The 16,835-nt window shown below is 70.3% G+C and carries 14 protein-coding genes; 5 read left to right on the plus strand and 9 right to left on the minus strand.

From position 1 onward, the window contains the following. Positions 1-71 precede the first annotated feature (71 nt). Positions 72-947, plus strand: coding sequence for an SDR family oxidoreductase (locus tag JJ691_RS31485; protein WP_211763210.1), 876 nt, complete (start codon positions 72-74; stop codon positions 945-947). A gap of 15 nt (positions 948-962) precedes the next feature. Further along, positions 963-2,006, plus strand: coding sequence for a YncE family protein (locus JJ691_RS31490; RefSeq protein WP_211763211.1), 1,044 nt, complete (start codon positions 963-965; stop codon positions 2,004-2,006). Here JJ691_RS31490 and JJ691_RS31495 read toward each other — a convergent pair. From JJ691_RS31495 to JJ691_RS31515, 5 genes are all read right to left on the minus strand, one after another. Next, complete coding sequence (locus JJ691_RS31495; RefSeq protein ID WP_249227141.1) at positions 1,985-3,556, minus strand: ABC-F family ATP-binding cassette domain-containing protein; 1,572 nt, start codon at positions 3,554-3,556, stop codon at positions 1,985-1,987. The two genes, JJ691_RS31490 and JJ691_RS31495, sit on opposite strands and share 22 nt — an antisense overlap. A gap of 38 nt (positions 3,557-3,594) precedes the next feature. Then, positions 3,595-5,145, minus strand: coding sequence for an ABC-F family ATP-binding cassette domain-containing protein (locus JJ691_RS31500; RefSeq protein WP_211763212.1), 1,551 nt, complete (start codon positions 5,143-5,145; stop codon positions 3,595-3,597). Positions 5,146-5,282: 137 nt separating this feature from the next. Further along, positions 5,283-6,482 carry an RNA polymerase sigma factor gene (locus JJ691_RS31505; RefSeq protein ID WP_211763213.1) on the minus strand — a complete coding sequence of 400 codons (1,200 nt, stop codon included), beginning with the start codon at positions 6,480-6,482 and terminating at the stop codon, positions 5,283-5,285. Next, the gene (locus JJ691_RS31510) at positions 6,479-6,829 is read right to left on the minus strand and encodes a YciI family protein (RefSeq protein ID WP_211763214.1); all 351 of its coding nucleotides are present in this window, start codon (positions 6,827-6,829) and stop codon (positions 6,479-6,481) included. Before JJ691_RS31510 ends, JJ691_RS31505 begins: the two co-directional genes overlap by 4 nt. 105 nt (positions 6,830-6,934) lie before the next feature. Beyond that, positions 6,935-7,873: a pirin family protein gene (locus JJ691_RS31515; RefSeq protein ID WP_211763215.1), complete on the minus strand. Its 939-nt coding sequence runs from the start codon at positions 7,871-7,873 to the stop codon at positions 6,935-6,937. Between the two features lie 36 nt (positions 7,874-7,909). Between JJ691_RS31515 and JJ691_RS31520 the strand changes: the two genes are divergently transcribed. Beyond that, positions 7,910-9,844: an acetoacetate--CoA ligase gene (locus JJ691_RS31520; RefSeq protein ID WP_211763216.1), complete on the plus strand. Its 1,935-nt coding sequence runs from the start codon at positions 7,910-7,912 to the stop codon at positions 9,842-9,844. On the opposite strand, the gene JJ691_RS31525 is transcribed toward JJ691_RS31520, so the two are convergent. Next, positions 9,813-11,000, minus strand: coding sequence for an LCP family protein (locus tag JJ691_RS31525; protein ID WP_249227142.1), 1,188 nt, complete (start codon positions 10,998-11,000; stop codon positions 9,813-9,815). The two genes, JJ691_RS31520 and JJ691_RS31525, sit on opposite strands and share 32 nt — an antisense overlap. Before the next feature lie 158 nt (positions 11,001-11,158). On the opposite strand from JJ691_RS31525, the gene JJ691_RS31530 reads away from it, so the two are divergent. Then, positions 11,159-11,608: a DUF6542 domain-containing protein gene (locus tag JJ691_RS31530; RefSeq protein WP_211763218.1), complete on the plus strand. Its 450-nt coding sequence runs from the start codon at positions 11,159-11,161 to the stop codon at positions 11,606-11,608. Between the two features lie 134 nt (positions 11,609-11,742). Here JJ691_RS31530 and JJ691_RS31535 read toward each other — a convergent pair whose 3' ends face one another. The 3 genes from JJ691_RS31535 to JJ691_RS31545 all read right to left on the minus strand — a co-directional run bounded on the left by JJ691_RS31535 (position 11,743) and on the right by JJ691_RS31545 (position 15,114). Then, a complete protein-coding gene (locus JJ691_RS31535; RefSeq protein WP_249227143.1) occupies positions 11,743-12,813 on the minus strand; it encodes a glycoside hydrolase family 19 protein in 1,071 nt (356 codons plus the stop codon). Positions 12,814-12,991: 178 nt separating this feature from the next. Then, complete coding sequence (locus tag JJ691_RS31540; RefSeq protein WP_442912488.1) at positions 12,992-14,668, minus strand: MFS transporter; 1,677 nt, start codon at positions 14,666-14,668, stop codon at positions 12,992-12,994. Further along, complete coding sequence (locus JJ691_RS31545) at positions 14,665-15,114, minus strand: MarR family winged helix-turn-helix transcriptional regulator (protein ID WP_249227144.1); 450 nt, start codon at positions 15,112-15,114, stop codon at positions 14,665-14,667. The genes JJ691_RS31540 and JJ691_RS31545 overlap by 4 nt, the downstream gene beginning before the upstream one ends. Before the next feature lie 471 nt (positions 15,115-15,585). On the opposite strand from JJ691_RS31545, the gene JJ691_RS31550 reads away from it, so the two are divergent. Further along, positions 15,586-16,830: an MFS transporter gene (locus JJ691_RS31550; RefSeq protein ID WP_211763220.1), complete on the plus strand. Its 1,245-nt coding sequence runs from the start codon at positions 15,586-15,588 to the stop codon at positions 16,828-16,830. Positions 16,831-16,835 lie beyond the last annotated feature (5 nt).

Below are 16,835 nucleotides of genomic sequence, written 5' to 3' on the forward strand. Positions count from 1 at the left end.
CCGAACTTGCGTGGCACGATCGTCCCGAGCATCCCTAGCGTTGGTGTCACATCAACGAGGGAGCAAACACGATGCATGTGTTCATTACGGGAGCGACCGGCTGGATCGGCACGGCGGTCGTGGACCAGCTGCTCGAAGCCGGCCACGAGGTCACCGGCCTGGCCCGCTCCGACTCCTCCGCCGCGGTGTTGACCGGCAAGGGCGCGAAGGTCCAGCGGGGCGACCTCGACGACCTGGACAGCCTGCGGGCCGGTGCGGACGCCGCCGAGGCAGTGATCCACCTGGCCAACAAGCACGACTTCTCCGACCACGCGGCGACCAACGCCGCCGAGCGGGCCGCCGTGCAGGCCCTCGGCGACGCCCTGGCCGGCTCGCACCGGCGGTTCGTCGTCGCCTCCGGCCTGGCCTTCATCGCGCCCGGCCGGGTCGCCACCGAGCTGGACAAGTCTCCGTTCCACGGCGTCGGCTCGATGCGCGGCGGCAGCGAGAACCTGGCCCTGGAGTTCGTGGACCAGGGTGTCGACACGGTCATCACCCGATTCGCTCCGACCGTGCACGGCGCGGGCGACCGCTGGTTCCTCGCCGCGCTGGTGTCCATCGCCCGGGACAAGGGCGTCTCGGCGTACGTCGCCGAGGGCGCCAACCGCTGGTCGGCGGTGCACGTCGCGGACGCCGGCCGGGCCGTGCGGCTGGCCGTGGAGAAGCCGGTTCCGGCCGGCACGATCCTGCACGCCGTGGCCGAGACCGAGATCCCGACCCGGGACATCGCCGAGGCCGTCGGCCGTGGGCTCGGTCTGCCGGTCGAGTCGGCCCCCGAGGAGCACTTCGGCTGGGTGGGCTCGTTCTTCGGCACCGAGATGTCGGCGTCCAACCACGCCACCCGCACGCTGCTGGACTGGACGCCGACCGGCCCCGGCCTGTTCGACGACCTCGTCTCCTATTTCTGACAAGGAGTTCTCGCCATGCCTCGCACCGGTGACCAACTGGCGGTGGTCAGCCAGAGCGGCCCCACCGTGACCCTGTTCGACGCCGTCGACCACGGCGTGCGGACGGTGCTGACGCTGCCGGCCGAGCCGCACGAGCTGCTGTTCGACGCCGAGCACCGAATGTTGTTCTGCACCAGCACTTATCACGCCGGCTACTACGACGCCAACGACGGCCGCAACCACCTGCTGACGGTGATCGACCCGGACGCCGGGCGGATCGTCGAGGTGCTGGACCTGTCCCCCGAGCACGGCCCACACGGGCTGGCGCTCGACCCGGCCCGCCGGCTGCTCTACGTCAGTGTCGAGGCCGGGCCGGCCGGCCCGGGCGGGGTTGTCGTGGTGGACACGGAGACCCGCCGCGTGGTGCGCCGGATCGACACGCTGGCCCCGGGCCCGCACTGGTTCGCCATCGGCCCGGACGGCGTCCTCGGTTACGCCAGCAACAAGGAGGCCCCGTACATCACCGTGGTCGAGCTGGCCACCGGCGTGCTGGTCGACAAGATCGCCGTGCCGGGCGGCGAGGGCATCTCGGTGAGCCCGGACGGCTCGATGGTGGCCGTGGCCGCGCCGAAGGCCGCCCACGCCGGCGAACCCGGCAAGGAGCCGGGAGTGCGGCTGATCGACACCCGCACCGGCACGATCGTTCGGACCCTGCCGACCGAGCGGGCCGTGATCCCGGTGCACTGGACGTCCACCGGTTTGCTGCTGGCCGGCGAGCTCGGGCCCAACGGCGTGGTATTCGAGCAGTCCGACCAGCCCGATGGCCGGCTGGTGGTGTGGGCCGGGCCGTCGCCGGCCAGCGTCGAACCGGTCGGCTCGGTGTCGGTGGGCTCGTGCCCGATCACCTGTGCGTCCGCACCGGACGGCGAGCGGGCCTATCTGGCAGGCATCTTCAGCTCCACGGTGAGCGTGGTCGACCTGACTGTGCCGACCACGCCCACCGTGTTGGAGACGCTGACCATCCCGCGCGCCAAGCAGGCCGGCGCGCACGGGCTCGCCTACATTCCGGCCACGGCGTGAACCGGTTTTCCGTTGCGCAGCTCTAGTTCGGCCCCGGTCCACCGACGGCGGAACAGCCGGTCGTGGGAGACCACGACCACCGCACCGGCATAGTTCTCCAGGGCGACCTCCAGCTCCTCCACCAGGGTCAGCGACAGGTGGTTGGTCGGCTCGTCCAGCAGCAGGACGTCCACTTCGGACACCAGCAGCCGGGCCAGCGACAACCGCCGTTGCTGCCCAACGGAAAGGGAGCCCACCGGGGTCTTCAGGTCCGACTCGGCGAACAGGCCCAGCGACAGCAGCCGCTCGGTGTGCTCGTCGAAGGTGCCGGCCCGGCCGCGGGCAAAGGTCGCCAACACGGTCCGCTCCGGCATCCGGACCACCGACTCCTGGGCCAGGAACCCGATCCGTCCATTGCGGACAGTGGTGCCGGTGTCTGGCCGCAGCTGGCCCGACAGCACGGCCAGCAGGGTGGACTTGCCCGCCCCGTTGGGTCCGGAGACCAGCAGCCGGGAGCCGGCCTGAATGCTCAGTTCATCGACGGAAAGCCTTCCCCTCACGGAAATATTCTCTGCCGCAAGCACTACGCCGTCGACCGCGCCGCCGGCGATGGGGGCGTGCAGCCGGAGCGGATCGGGCGGCCGGGGCACCGGATCGGCCCACAGCCGGTCGATCCGCTCGGCGGCCGAGCGCACCCGCGTGGTGATGCTGGCCTGCACCCGCTGCCCGTCCCCGTAGTACTTGCACTTGTTGTGGTCCTTCATCGGCCGTCCCGGGGCGACGTCGTACGCCGTGGTCGCGCCGAACCGGGTCCAGTGCTCGATCTCGGCGACCCAGTCCAGGTAGCGCTGCTCCCAGCGCTGCCGGGCCGCCCACTTCTCGGCCAGGAAACCGGCGTATCCGTTGCCGTAGCGAGTGATCGCCCGCCGGTCTCCGTCGACCTCGATGATGGCGGTGGCCACCCGCTCCAGCAGCAGCCGGTCGTGGGTGACGACCACCAGCGTGCCCCGGTGGGCCAGCAGCCGCTCCTCCAGCCAGGCCAGCGCCTGCGCGTCGAGGTGGTTGGTGGGCTCGTCGAGCAACAGCAGCTCCGGCTCGGCCGACAGCACGCAGGCCAGGGCCAGCCGGGCCCGCTGCCCGCCCGACAGCCGGCCCAGCGGCCGCTCCCGGGGCAGATGTCCGATACGCAGCACGGACATTGCGGCCTCGACCTTCGCGTCGGCCCGGTAGCCGTCGCGAAGCTCCAACTCGGCCAGCAGCTCCGCGAAGGCGTCGACGTCCTCGCCGACCTCGGCGATGGCCTGCTCCAGGGCGCGGATGTCGGCCAGCGCGGCGTCGATCGCGTCCTGCACGGTGGCGGTCTCGGGCAGGTCGAGAACCTGCCCGAGATGCCCGATCCCCTGCGCCTGCACGATGATCTCGCCGTCGTCGACCGTCTCCTGCCCGGAGATCAGCCGCAGCAGCGTGGACTTGCCGGAGCCGTTCTCGCCGACCACGCCGACCCGTTCACCGGGCCGGACCGTGGCCGACACGGCGTCGAGCACCCGCCGGTGCGCGAACCGTTTGCTCACTGCGCGAATGGTGAGTTGAGCTGACAAGGTGTTTCCCCCTAAGCGATGCGTCCGTCGGCCAGCACCAGTTCCGCGCCCCGCCAGCCGCGCCGCAGCCAGCGGTCGTGGGTCGCCACGACCACCGCGCCGGGCGCGCTCCGCAGCGCGGATTCCAGTTCCTCGGCCAAACTCAGAGACAAGTGGTTGGTGGGTTCGTCCAGCAGCAGCACGTCCGGCGGCTCGGCGACCAGCATGGCCAGCGCCAGCCGCCGCCGCTGCCCCACGGACAGCGTGCCGACGGGCCGATCCAGATCGCGCTCAGCCAGCAGGCCGAGCTCCGTCAAAGGAACCGCACCCCGGTACAGCCGGCGGGGTGTCCGATGTGGATGGTGGAACACCACATCCTGTTCCAGCAGGCCGATGCGCACGCCCTCAGCGGTCTCGACCGCCCCGGCCGCCGGCTGGAGCCGGCCGGCCAGCACCGACAGCAGCGTCGACTTGCCGGCGCCGTTGTCGCCGCGGACCATCAGCCGCGTGTCGGCGGCGATGTCCAGCTCGGCCAGCCGCAGCCGGCCCGGGACCTCGATGTCCCGCAACGACAGGGCGTTTCCATCAGTCGGCGCTCTGCCGGTGAGCTCGGCGTTGAAGCGCAGGGGCTCCGGCGGCTTGGCCACCTGGGTGGCGGTCAGCTCGTCCAGCCGGTGCTGGGCGTTGCGCACCCGCCGGGAGATCTGCTTCTGCACCCGGTTGGTGCGCATGCCGTAGGCCATCTTGTTGCGGTCCTTCATGGCCCGGTTGGGCCCGATGGACGGCGCGGTCAGATCGACCGACTCCCGCAACGCGGCCAGCTCCTGCTGCTGGTCGGCATAACGCTGCTCCCAGCGCTGCCGCTCGGCGCGCTTGGCGTGCAGATAGTCCGAATAGGCTCCACCGAAGCGGGTCACCCCCGTACGCGTCGGGTCCAGGTCGACGATGTCGGTGCAGACCTGGTCCAGGAAAACACGGTCGTGGGACGCGATCACGACAGCCCCTTGCTGAGCAACGAGTTGCTGCTCCAGGAAGGTCGTCGCGTCGTCGTCGAGATGGTTGGTCGGCTCGTCCAGCAGCATCGCCCGCGGCCGACGGATCAGCAGCGCGGCCAGGGCCAGCCGGGACCGCTGACCGCCGGAGATCCGGTCCAGCGATCCGTCCACATCGGACACCTTCAGCCCGTCGAGCACCAGCTCGGCCCGGCGGTCGGCGTCCCAGATGTCGTGCTGCTCGGCCCATTCCAGCGCGTCGCCGAACTCCGCGGACTCCGGGTCCAGCTCCACAAGCAGCCGCTCCACCCGCCGGCACTCGGCCAGCGCGTCCTCGATCACCTCGCGGACGGTGCTGAAAGGCAGCTCCTGCAACAGGAATCCACAGTCGTCGGGTCTGGTGACCACGCCGTCGTCCGGCTCCTCGCGGCCGGCCAGCAGGCGCAGCAGCGTGGACTTGCCGACGCCGTTGTCGCCGACCAGGCCGATGCGCTGCCCGGGCGAGGCGATCAGCGTGACGCTGTCCAGCACCCGCCGGCCGTCGTAGTTCTTGACCAGGTCGCGGGCATGCAGAAAGGGAATGTTTGACATGAGACACCTACCGCGAGAAGGAGCAGTGCGGGAGTGCCCGCCGGGCGGTAAGCGCCTCGGTCGCGGGCTCTGAAGTGGTGTCAGATCATCAGCATGATGGGACGAGAATGACACGGCCCGGAGCCGCCGTCAACTGGTTACCCCAGATCGTCCATCCGACGGCGGAGGTGTTCGGCCGTCGGGTCGTTGCTGCCGAGGCTCAGCGCCTGCTCGTAGGCGACGCGCGCGGAGTCCTTGTCCCCCAGGCGATTCAGCAGCTCAGCACGGCTGGCGTGCCACCACGGGTAGCCGTCCAGGCCGGCGATTCCCTCCACCAGCGCCAAACCGGCGGCGGGGCCGTCGCGCTCCCCCACCGCGACGGCCCGGTTCAGCCGGACCACCGGCGTGTCGTGGATGGTCGACAACACGTCGTACCAGGAGATGACGGCATCCCAGTTGGTCTCGGCGTAGGACGGCGAAAGCGCGTGGCAGGCGGCGATCGCGGCCTGCACGGCATACCGGTTGGGCTGGTCGGCGCTGCGCCGGAGCGCGACGCCGACCAGCTCCACCCCCTCCTTGATGGCCTGGGCGTCCCACCGCAGCCGGTCCTGGTCGGCGAGCAGCACCGGCGTCCCGTCGGCGGCCAACCGGGTGGCCCGCCGTGACTCCTGCAACAGCATCAACGACAGCAGGCCCAGCACGGTCGGCTCGTCGGGCATCAGCGCGGCCAGCACCCGACCCAGCCGGATGGCCTCCCCCGCCAGTTCCGCCCGGCCCTCGTAGCCCTCGTTGAAGATCAGGTAGACGGTCGTGGCCACGCCGTCCAGCCGGTCCGGCAGCTCCTCGGCCGCCGGCACCCGGTAGGGGATGCCGGCCTGGGCGATCTTCTGCTTGGCCCGGGTCAGCCGCTTGGCCATGGTCGCCTCGGGCACCAGCAGCGCGCGGGCCACCTCGGTCGTCGACAGCCCGCCCAGCGTGCGCAGGGCCAGCGCCACCTGCGCCTCCAGCGACAGGAACGGGTGGCAGCAGGTGAACACCAGCCGCAGCAGGTCGTCGCGGACGACCTCGGCCGGCTCGTCGGCGGGATCGACCAGGTCCATCGCCGCCGCCTCCTTGTCCGCCCGCCGGCCCTCGCGCCGGATGTGGTCGATGGCCTGGCGTTTGGCCGTGACCAGCAGCCACGCCCGCGGGTTGTCCGGGACGCCGTCGCGCGGCCACGTCTCCAGGGCGCGCACCATCGCGTCCTGGGCGGCGTCCTCGGCCAGGGTGACGCTGCCGGTGACGCGGATCAGCGTGGCCAGCACGCGCCCGTACTCCTCGCGTACCAGCCGCGCGACCGCGTCACCGGTGGCAGTCATCCGAAGTTGACCACCGGGCGGACCTCGATGGCCCCGCCGTTCCAGGCCGCCGGGATCATCGCCGCGGTCTTCACGGCCTCCTCCAGGTCGGCGCACTCCAGCAGGTAGTAGCCGGTGAGCACCTCCTTGGTCTCCGCGTACGGGCCGTCGGTGGTGAGGATGTCGCCGCCCTTGCCGCCGCTCACCCGCACGGTGGTCGCGGTGGCGGTCGAGTGCAGGGCGTTGCCGCCGCGCAGGACCGCGGCCGCTGCCCGGCCGAACTCGTTGTACTCCTCGCTCGGCGCCACCGGCACGTCGTCGTGCCAGGCCTGGTCGGTGTTGTAGATGAGGGCGAGGTAGGTCGTCATGGCTGCTCCCGAGTGCTGCGGGTCGGCTCCGTTTCGCCGACCGTCACCCTAGGGACGAACGGCCGGGACCGCCCCTGGACACCTGGGCCGAAGATTTTTTCGGAGTCAGGCCCGTCGCCGTGGACGCAGCCGCGCCCCGGGCAGCGGCGGGGCCGGGATCCGAGCCCCGTCATGCCCGTCGACCAGCCCGAACCTGTCTCCCTCTGCCCACTCCTGGCGGGCCTGGGCGATCTCCTCGTGGCTGCGGCCGACGAAGTTCCACCACATCACCAGGTCGTCCTCGTACGGCGTGCCGCCGATCAGCACCGCCCGCGCGCCGCGATCACTCGTCACGGTGATGTGGTCGCGGTTCGTGCCCAGGTACAGCATCGGCCCGGACGGCAGGTCGTGGCCGAGAGCCGACAGCGTCCCCTCGACGACCACCAGCGCGTGCTCGAAGTCGCGGCGCAGCGGCACGGTGGCGGCTTCCCCGGGCGCGAGGGAGAAGTCGGCCCCGACCAGGGGGCTGTAGGTGGTGGCCGGGGAGACCACGTCGCCGATGGCGCCGATGAACACCGTGGCCCGCAGGCCGTGATCCTCGAATATCGGCAGGTCGGTGTGCTGCTCGAAGCTCGGGGCGACGCTGTCGGAGATGGCCGGCAGCGCCAGCCAGAGCTGGAGCCCGTCGAGCAGCGGCCGGTCGCCGAGGGAGAACTCGGAGTGCGAGATGCCGTGGCCGGCGGTCATCAGGTTGAGCTGGCCGGGCTTGATCACCACATCGCTGCCCAGGCTGTCCCGGTGCCGGATCTCGCCGGCCAGCGGCCAGGTGACGGTCTGCAACCCGGTGTGCGGGTGCGGCAGCACGGTCATGTCGTCGTGCTGCGGCCCGAACCGGTCGAGGAAGCACCACGCCCCGACCGTCGGCAGCGTCCGGTGCGGCAGCAGCCGGTCCACCTTGATCGCCCGCACACCGCCCAGCGGCACGGCCCGGGCGGCCAGCAGCTGGACGTCGCCGGCGGCCGCGCCGTCCTCGCCCAGGGAAGGATTCGTGCAGAGATTGCTCATGACCGGGCCCCTGTCGCAGTTACGCTGATGCCCACTATGACAGGGCCTGTTTGGATCCCGAGCCAGGCTGCCGTCGACGGTTCGAACGTCGAGCGCTACCGGCGCTGGCTGAGCGTGCACGAAGGGCCGGACCTCCCCGACTACGCGGCGTTGCACGCGTGGTCGGTGGCGGAGCCGGCGCGGTTCTGGGGTTCCCTCTGGGAGTACTTCGACATCCTGGCCACCCCGTACGACGAGGTGCTGGCCTCGGCCGAGATGCCCGGCGCGCGGTGGTTCACCGGGAGCGCCCTGAACTACGTCGACCAGGTGTTCCGGCACGTGCGCGAAGGTACGGCGGTGATCGACGAGCCGGAGCCGGGTGGGGCGGGTCGGCGGCTCAGCTGGAGCGAGCTGCGGCGTCAGGTGGCGGCGGTGGCGAACACGCTGCGAGGGCTGGGCGTTGAGCGCGGTGACCGGGTGGTCGGCTACCTGCCGAACATCGCCGAGGCGGTGGTGGCGTTCCTGGCCACGGCGAGCCTCGGGGCGATCTGGTCCTCGTGCGGCCAGGACTACTCGGCCCCGGCCGCGGTGTCCCGGCTCGGGCAGCTGACGCCCAAGGTGCTGATCACCGCCGACGGCTACCGCTACAACGGCAAGGCCCAGGATCGCCGCGAGGCGATCACCTTGCTGCGTAACGAGATCCCGTCGCTCACGGCCACGATCATGGTGTCCCGCCTGGGCTTGGACCTGCCCGGGGTGACGCCGTGGTCGGTGGACGGCGACCATCCGCTGACCGTCGAGCCGGTGCCGTTCGACCACCCGCTGTGGGTGCTGTTCTCGTCCGGCACCACCGGCAAGCCCAAGGGCATCGTGCACGGCCACGGCGGCGTGGTGCTGGAGCACGTCAAGCAGGTGTCGCTGCACCTGGACCTGCGTGCGGAGGACACCTTCCTCTGGTACACGTCGCCGAGCTGGATGATGTGGAACTTCCAGGTGGCGGGGCTGCTCGTCGGGGCCACGATCGTCTGCCACGACGGCAATCCCGGCTTTCCGACCCCGGGCGCGTTGTGGGATCTGGCCCAGCGCCTGGAAGTCACGATTCTCGGCACCAGCCCGGCTTATCTCCAGGCGTCGGAGAAGGCCGGCGTGCACCCGTCGCTGCCCAAGCTGCGTACGTTGGGGGCCACCGGATCCGTGGTGCCGCCGACCGCATACCGTTGGGTGGCAACGGAACTGGGCTCCGAGGTGGCGCTGGCGTCCACCAGCGGCGGCACCGACGTGGTCACCGCCTTCGCCGGCGCGGTCCCGACGGCCCCGATCTGGGCCGGCGAGATCTCCGTGCCCTGCCTGGGCGTCGCCCTGGAGGCCTGGGACGCCCAGGGCCGCAGCGTCGTCGACGAGGTCGGCGAACTTGTTGTCACCCAACCGATGCCGTCCATGCCACTGTCCTTCTGGGACGATCCCGGCGGCCACCGCTACCACGACGCCTACTTCGCCCACTACCCCGGCGTGTGGCGGCACGGGGACTGGATCACCATCACCGGCCGGGGCACCGTGGCCGTGCACGGGCGTTCCGACTCCACATTGAACCGCAACGGGGTCCGTATGGGCAGCGCCGACATCTACGCCGTGGTGGAGAAGCTGCCGGAGATCGCCGAGTCGCTGGTGATCGGGGCCGAGCAGCCGGACGGCGGCTACTGGATGCCGCTGTTCGTGGTGCCGGCCAACGGGATCGAGCTCACCGACGAGCTGGTCGAGAAGATCAAGGCGGCGATCCGCCGGGACGCCTCGCCGCGGCACGTCCCGGACGACATCATCGCCGTGCGGGGCATCCCGCACACCCGCACCGGCAAGAAGCTGGAGGTGCCGGTGAAGCGGCTTCTGCAGGGCGCCGAGGTGGCCGACGTGGTCGACCCGCAGTCGGTGGACGACGCCAGCCTGCTCGACGTGTTCGCTGACCTCAGTTCACGCAGGTCACGCCGGTCGCCGTGATCGACTGCCCGGTGCTGGACGTGTCGGCGCCGCCGGTGGTCTGACTGGGGATGACCGGCGACCGGTCGGTGCTGGTGCCGGCGGCCTTGCCGGTCGGCGAGGTCGGCGTGGTCGTGGTGGCGCCGGCCGGCGGGGTCGGGGCGTCGCCGAACTTGGCCTGCACGAACGCCTTGACCTGAGCCGGATCCACCTGCACGGCGTCGCCGTCGGCCGGCGTCCAGTAGGTGATGTTCACGATCGGGATGGTGTCGAAGGTGATGTTGCCGCCGGAGATGCCCTGCACCTGCTGGGCGAACTGCAACAGGTTCCAGTCCTGGTCCAGCACGATGGAGTTCTGCACGGCGGTGATGATCGCGTTCAGCTTGCTGGGGCTGGTCAGCGTGCCGACCGAGAGCAGCTGGTGCACGGCCGAGGCCAGGAAGGCCTGCTGCCGGCGCTCGCGGTCGATGTCGCCGTTGTCCAGGCCGTGCCGCTGCCGCACGAACTGCAGCGCCTGCACGCCGGACAGGGTCTGCTGGCCGGCCGGGAAGACCGCGCCGGAGTACTCCCGGTCGTCGACCGCGTGGTTGAGGCACACCGGCACGCCGCCGAGGGCCTGGCTGATCAGGTCGAAGCCGTACAGGTTGATCTCGGCGTAGTGGTCGATGGTGACGCCGGTGAACTTCTCCACGGTGTTGATCAGCGTCTTGCGGCCCTCGGTCTGCGAGCCGTTGTGGTTGTTCATGCCGATCGAGTAGGCCGAGTTGATCTTGTGCTTGCCGTAGTCCCGGCCGTCGCCGTCGGCGATGTCCACGTACGAGTCGCGCGGGATGGAGATGGCCGAGGCCTTGCCGCCGTCGCCGGGCACGTGCACCACGATCAGCGTGTCGGTGTTGAGGAAGCCGTCGTCCGGGCCGGCGTGCAGCGAGGCCAGCACGTCCGGCGGCAGCGGGTTGCCGTGCACGTCGGTGCGGCTGTCGATGCCGACCAGCAGGAAGTTGGTGTCCTGGCCGTCCTGGTGCGGCACCGTCGCGGGGGCGGCCGGCGGCGTGTGGTGCTCGATCACGTTGTCGGTGGTCAGGTGGGTCTGGGCCTGCTGCAGCAGGGTCCAGCCGTAGCCGGACAGGCCGATGACCGCGACCGAGGCCAGCGCGACCACGGTTCTGCCTGTGATCAACGCGGATCTGCCTGCGCTCACGGTTCCTCCCCGACTTCTCCGACAACCCCCACCCGGCAGACGCCGAACCGCCCGTTCCGGTTGCCTGTGTTCTGTGACGCAACCCGGCGCGGGCATGGGGCGTCACTACCCTGAACGGGACGACGTGAAGAGGGAGCATGGAAACCGAGACGACGACCGCCCGCCGCCCGTGGGGACTGCCCTGGTGGGCCGCCATCCTGCTGCCCCTGGTGACCACCGCGGCCGGCGCCTACGCGGACATGACCTTCGATCACAGGCTCGGTGTGCCCTTCCAGGCGGCCTACGCGGGCGGATGTGTGCTTTCCGTGCTTTTTGTCCGGCGCCGCAACCTGTTCGGCCCCATGGTGCAGCCGCCGCTGATCCTGCTGTTCGCCGCCGTGCCGGCGGTGCTGGTGGCGAACGGAACCACCCTCGGCTCCAGCCTGGCCAGCCAGGCCCTGGTGGTCGGCACCCCGCTGGTGGACAACTTCATGACGCAGGTCGGTGTGACGATTGCCACGATCGTGCTGGGCCTGATCCGCCTGATCCTCACCCGCCGTCGCCGCCCCACCGCCCCGGAGCCGGAAGCGGAGCCGGTCGCCGCCTGACGGTTTGAGTGTCTCCAAGACCCCCAAACCCCTCCCCACAACGTCGCCAACCGCCCCAAACCCCGCGCGGGGTTTGGGGCGGTTGAGGACCTCCCAGCCCTGGGTTTGCGGGTCTTGGAGACCCACGAACTCGGTCAGCAGGTGAGGTTGCCGCCCGGGGAGACGCCCAGCATCGAGGCGTACTGCTGGTACAGGTTCACGCGGTCCTGCATCTCAGCGGTGTTGTTGCCGTTGCACTCCAGGCCGCCGTTGATGGCCCGGATGGTCGCGCCGAAGCCCTGGCCGTTGACCATGGCGTTGTGCGAGGTGGTGCCGCCGTTGCCAGTGCCGGTGAACCAGTACCAGAGGCCGGTCTGCCAGGCCACGGAGGCGTCCTGCTCGACCAGGTAAGGGTTGCTCAGCAGGTTGAGGCCCAGGTAGTTGCCGGCGGCGTAGTAGTTGAAGTTCCAGCTCAGCTGGAGCGGGCCGCGGCCGTAGTAGGCGTAGGTGCCGGCCGGGCAGCCGTAGGACTGCGAGGTGTCGCAGTAGTTGCCCGACTTGTCGATCTCGGTGATGTAAACCAGGCCGCCGGTCTCGTGCGAGACGTTGGCCAGGAAGGCCGCGGCCTCCTGCTTCTGCACGGTGTCGCTGCCGGTGGTGGCGAAGCCCGGGAACTTGGCGATCGCCGCGGTCAGGCCGGCGTAGGTGTAGAACGAGTTCCGGCTGGGGAACATCTGGTTGAACTGGGCCTCGCTCACCACGAAGCCGGTGTTGCCGCCACCGCCGCCCCCGCCGGTGCAGGAGTAGGGCGACCAGTACCAGGTGCTGATGGTCGGGTCGTAGCCCGGGTTGTCGTGCGTGGCCTGGTAGTACTGGCCGTTGGCCGGGTAGCGCACGATCGCGCCGGTGCTGTAGTTGGTGCCGGCGACCCAGTCGGGGTAGCTGCAGGTGGTTCCGCCGCCACCGCCTCCCCCGGAGCCGCCGGTGCAGGAACCCTGGTCGGCCCAGACGCCGGAGCCGCCGGTGCTCGGCGTCTCACCCTGGGTCCACCACTTGGCCTGCCAGTTGTGGCTGTTGTACGAGGCGGTCATGCCGCCGGTGTAGACCTGTGTGGCGCTGTAGGCGGCGGCGCAGGTGGCCGCGCTCGCGGTGGCCGGGGCCACGACCGCGACGGTGGCGGCCACGGCGAAGGTCGCCAGCCCCGCCAGGAAACGTCGTAACGACAAGGCGATCACTCCTCGACGCGCAGGGGTGCGTAGGCCCGAGGAACCAGCAAGCACGGCGGGAGTGGCGGCTGCACCGACGCTCTTCTCCAACGGGCAGCCACCACTAGACCGGATTGGTCTATACCAGTCAAGAGTGTGAATACGCGATTACGCCGTCCGGTGGCGCGGGTTGCGCCGTCTAGCGCGCCGTCCGGCCCCGCAGCAGCGACGCCAGCGCGGCGACGGCGGCCATCACGGCGGCCGCGCCGAACACGGTGATCAGTCCGTCGTGGAACGGACCGGACACCAGCTCCGGGAAGAACGTATTGCCGGTCAACGCCGCGACGTGATCCGGGGGCAGGGTTTTGAGCACGCCACTGGGCGCCAGCAGGTGCGCGATCGGACTATCCCCCAGGAATGCCGCGAACAGGGTGCTCACCGGCGGCAGCGAGGCCACCGACCGCGCGGTCGCCAGCGGCACGCCCTGGGCGGTCAGGCCGGCGGTGAGCGTGGTCGGCAGCGAGCTGGCCAGGCCGACGATCATCAGCGAGAAGAACACGCCGATGGACAGCGACGTGCCCGAGTTCTGGAACGTGGACCGCATGCCCGAGGCGACGCCCCGGTCGGCCGCCGGCACCGAGCCCATGATCGCCGAGGTGTTGGGGGCGGAGAACATGCCCTGCCCGGCGCCGCTGAGGAACAGCAGCAGCGCGAACACCGGGTAGGAGAAGTTCACCGGCAGCGCCAGCAGGCCGAGGAAGGCGATCACCACCAGCACCAGGCCGCCGGTGGCGAACAGCCGCGCGCCGAACCGGTCGGACAGGAAGCCGGAAACCGGCCCGGCGGCCAGGAAGCCGATCGTGAGCGGCAGCATGTAGATGCCGGCCCACAGCGGTGTGTCCTCGAAGTTGTAGCCGTGCAGCGGAAGCCAGATGCCCTGCAGCCAGATGATCAGCATGAACTGCATGCCGCCGCGGGCGATGGCGGTCAGCAGCGCGGCGATGTTGCCGGCGGCGAAGGCCCGGATCTTGAACAGTCCCAGGCGGAACATCGGCTGGGCGATCCGTGTCTCGGCGATGCAGAACACCACGAGCAGCAGCAACCCCAGCCCAAGTCCACTCAGGACAGTGGGACTGGTCCAGCCGGTGGAATGCCCGCCGTAGGGCTGGATTCCGTACGTGATCGCGGCCAGCAGCGCCCCGGTGCCGGCGGTGAAGGTGATCGTGCCGATCCAGTCGATGCGGGCCCGCTTGGGCGTGCTGATCTCCCGGAGGCTGCGGTAGGACCAGATCGCGCCGACCACGCCGATCGGCACGCTCACCCAGAACACCGCGTGCCAGTCGATCACGGCCAGCAGCCCGCCGGCCAACAGGCCGATGAACTGCCCGGCCAGTGCGGTGATCTGGTTGATGCCCAGGGCCATGCCGCGCTGCTCGGCCGGGAACGCGTCGGTGATGATCGCCGCCGAGTTGCCGGTCAGCATCGCCCCGCCGAACGCCTGCACGACCCGCCAGCCGATCAGCCACAGCGCGCCGGCCCCGCCCAGGAACGGATCCAGCGACAGGGCGATGGACGCCGCGGCGAAGATCGCGAAGCCCACGTTGTACATCCGGACCCGGCCGAACATGTCGCCGAGCCGGCCCAGCGCCACCACCAGCACCGCGGACACCAGCAGGTAGCCCATGATCATCCAGAGCAGGTAGCTGATGTTGCCTGGGGCCAATGGATCCAGCCCGATGCCGCGGAAGATGGCCGGCAGTGAGATGATCACGATCGAGCCGTCCACAGTGGCGATGAACACGCCGAGCGTGGTGTTGGACAACGCGATCCACTTGTAGCGCCCGCCGATCGCGGGGGCTTCCCGCACCGCCGTCACAGCTTCTCCGCCAACCGGTCCAGCAGCGGCAGCACGGCCAGCAGCCGCCGTCGCTCCACCGCGGTGAACTCCTCGGCCAGCGCCCGGGTGATGCGCTCGGCGCTCTCCGATCGCCGCTGCGACAACATGTTCCGGCCGGCCGGCGTGATCGAGATCAGCATCTTGCGGCCGTCCACCGGGTCGGCCGCGCGCGACACCAGGCCGCGACTCTCCAGTTCGGACAGGGTCACTCCCATCGCCTGCGGCCGGATCCGCTCCAGCTCGGCCAGCGCGCCCGAGGTGTTGGGCCCGTCCCGGTCCAGCCGGGCCAGCACCGACACCTCGGACAGGGTCATGTCGCCCACCGCGTGGGCCTGTCGCAGCCGGCGTGCGATCCGGCCGACGGCGACCCGCAGGTCGGCGCCGGCCCGGACCACGTCCGGGGACAACTCCTTCAGCTCCGCCACGACTAGTAACAGTAGATTTATCAGTCTGGAATGACAAGCTCTCGCTCGAGTAACCGATCGGTCACTCTGAGTATCCAGAAATAGTTCAAGATTCAGTAGGCCGAATAGCCGAGAAAAAAATAGCGTTGACAATTCTTGACGCATCCCGCCCCACCTCGCTCGCATTCGCGTCGCGAATCGGTCGACACCACCCCCACGCTCACTGTGAGTAGCATTACTGCTCCGTTCGTGTGCATCACTGAAACGCTCTTGAACCCGTGCGGGGGCCGAGCTAGCTTCCGAACAGCGCCTAAAACCGGCGGAAACCTGGGGGCCGAAGATGAACTCATCGCTGCCCGAAGAGGCAGAGCGAGGCTGAAGAATCAGCGCCGTCGCTTACCGTCAATAAAGTTTCGCGAACACTGACAACGTTGTCGCGGCATTTTCGCCGGTGCTGCGGCGGATTGGTGGACGCATGCGTACGGGGACCGCATGAGCGGCAGGCTGCCGACCTGCTTCCGCTGGTACTGGTTCAGCCAGACCGCCAGCTTCGTGGGGGATCGTCTCACCGGCTTCACCGCACCCAGCATCGCCATCCTGGTGCTGCACGCCTCCAGCGCCGAGGTCGGCGTGCTGTCCGCTACCGGCTGGCTGGCCTACCCGGCCTTCGGCATGCTGGCCGGCGGGCTGCTGGCCCACGTCCGCAAGCGCCCGGTGCTGGTGGCCGGCGAGCTCACCCGACTGGTCGCGTTCGTCACCGTCGGCGTGCTGGCGATGCTGGGCCACATCAGCGTGGCCGGCCTGATCGTCGCGGTCGCCGTCGCCGGTGTGGCCACCGTGTTCGGCGACGTGGCCAGCCAGACCTACCTGCCGACCCTGGTCGAGCCCCGCTCGCTGTTCGCCGCCAACTCCCGGCTGCAGAGCTCCGACAGCCTGTCCAAGCTGATCGGGCCGGCGCTGGCCGGCGCGGTGATCGGCGTCGTCGGCCCGCTGGCCGCGCTGGCCGTCAACGGCCTGCCGTTCGCGCTGTCGGCCTTCGGCCAGTCCCGGGTTCGCACCCTGGAACCGGTGCCAGTGCCGGCCCACCGCGATCCGGTGCTGGTGCGGATCCGAGACGGGCTCACGCAGGTCAGACGGACGCCGATGCTGCGTCAGATCGTGCAGGGTTCGGCCATCCGCAGTTTCGGCATCGGCATCGTGGATACCGTGTTGCTGCTGTTCGCCTACCGCGCGCTGGGACTGTCCAGTGTGGGCGGTGGCCTGCTGCTGGCCGCGGGCTCGCTGGGCGGCCTGACCGGCGCCTTCCTGGCCGCGCGGCTGGCCGCCCGGTTCGGCGTGCGGCGGATGATGCTGCTGTCCGGCTTGGAGGGGGCCTCCTGGGTGGCGTTGCCGTTGAGCCTGTTGTTCGCGCCGGTCGCGGTGCTGGTGGTGATCCGCGTGTTCTCCTCGGTGTGGCTGCCGGTGTGGGCCGTGCTCACCACGGGCCTGCGCCAGTCGCTGGCCCCGGCCGGGCACGAGAGCACCGTGCACGCCACCGCCCGCACGCTGGTCTCGTCGGCGACACCGGCCGGCTCGCTGGTCGGCGGGTTCGCCGCCGGGCTGGCCACCAGCTGGCTCGGCGTCACGCACGGGCTGGTGCTCGTGCTCACGGCGGGCGGCCTGCTCGCCAGTTGCAGCGTGCTGGCGGTTCGCCGCGCCAGCCAAAGTCTTGTCCAGCCCGACCTGGTCCCGGCCTGATTGGG

Source organism: Kutzneria sp. CA-103260 (assembly GCF_018263855.1).
Lineage (GTDB): Bacteria > Actinomycetota > Actinomycetes > Mycobacteriales > Pseudonocardiaceae > Kutzneria.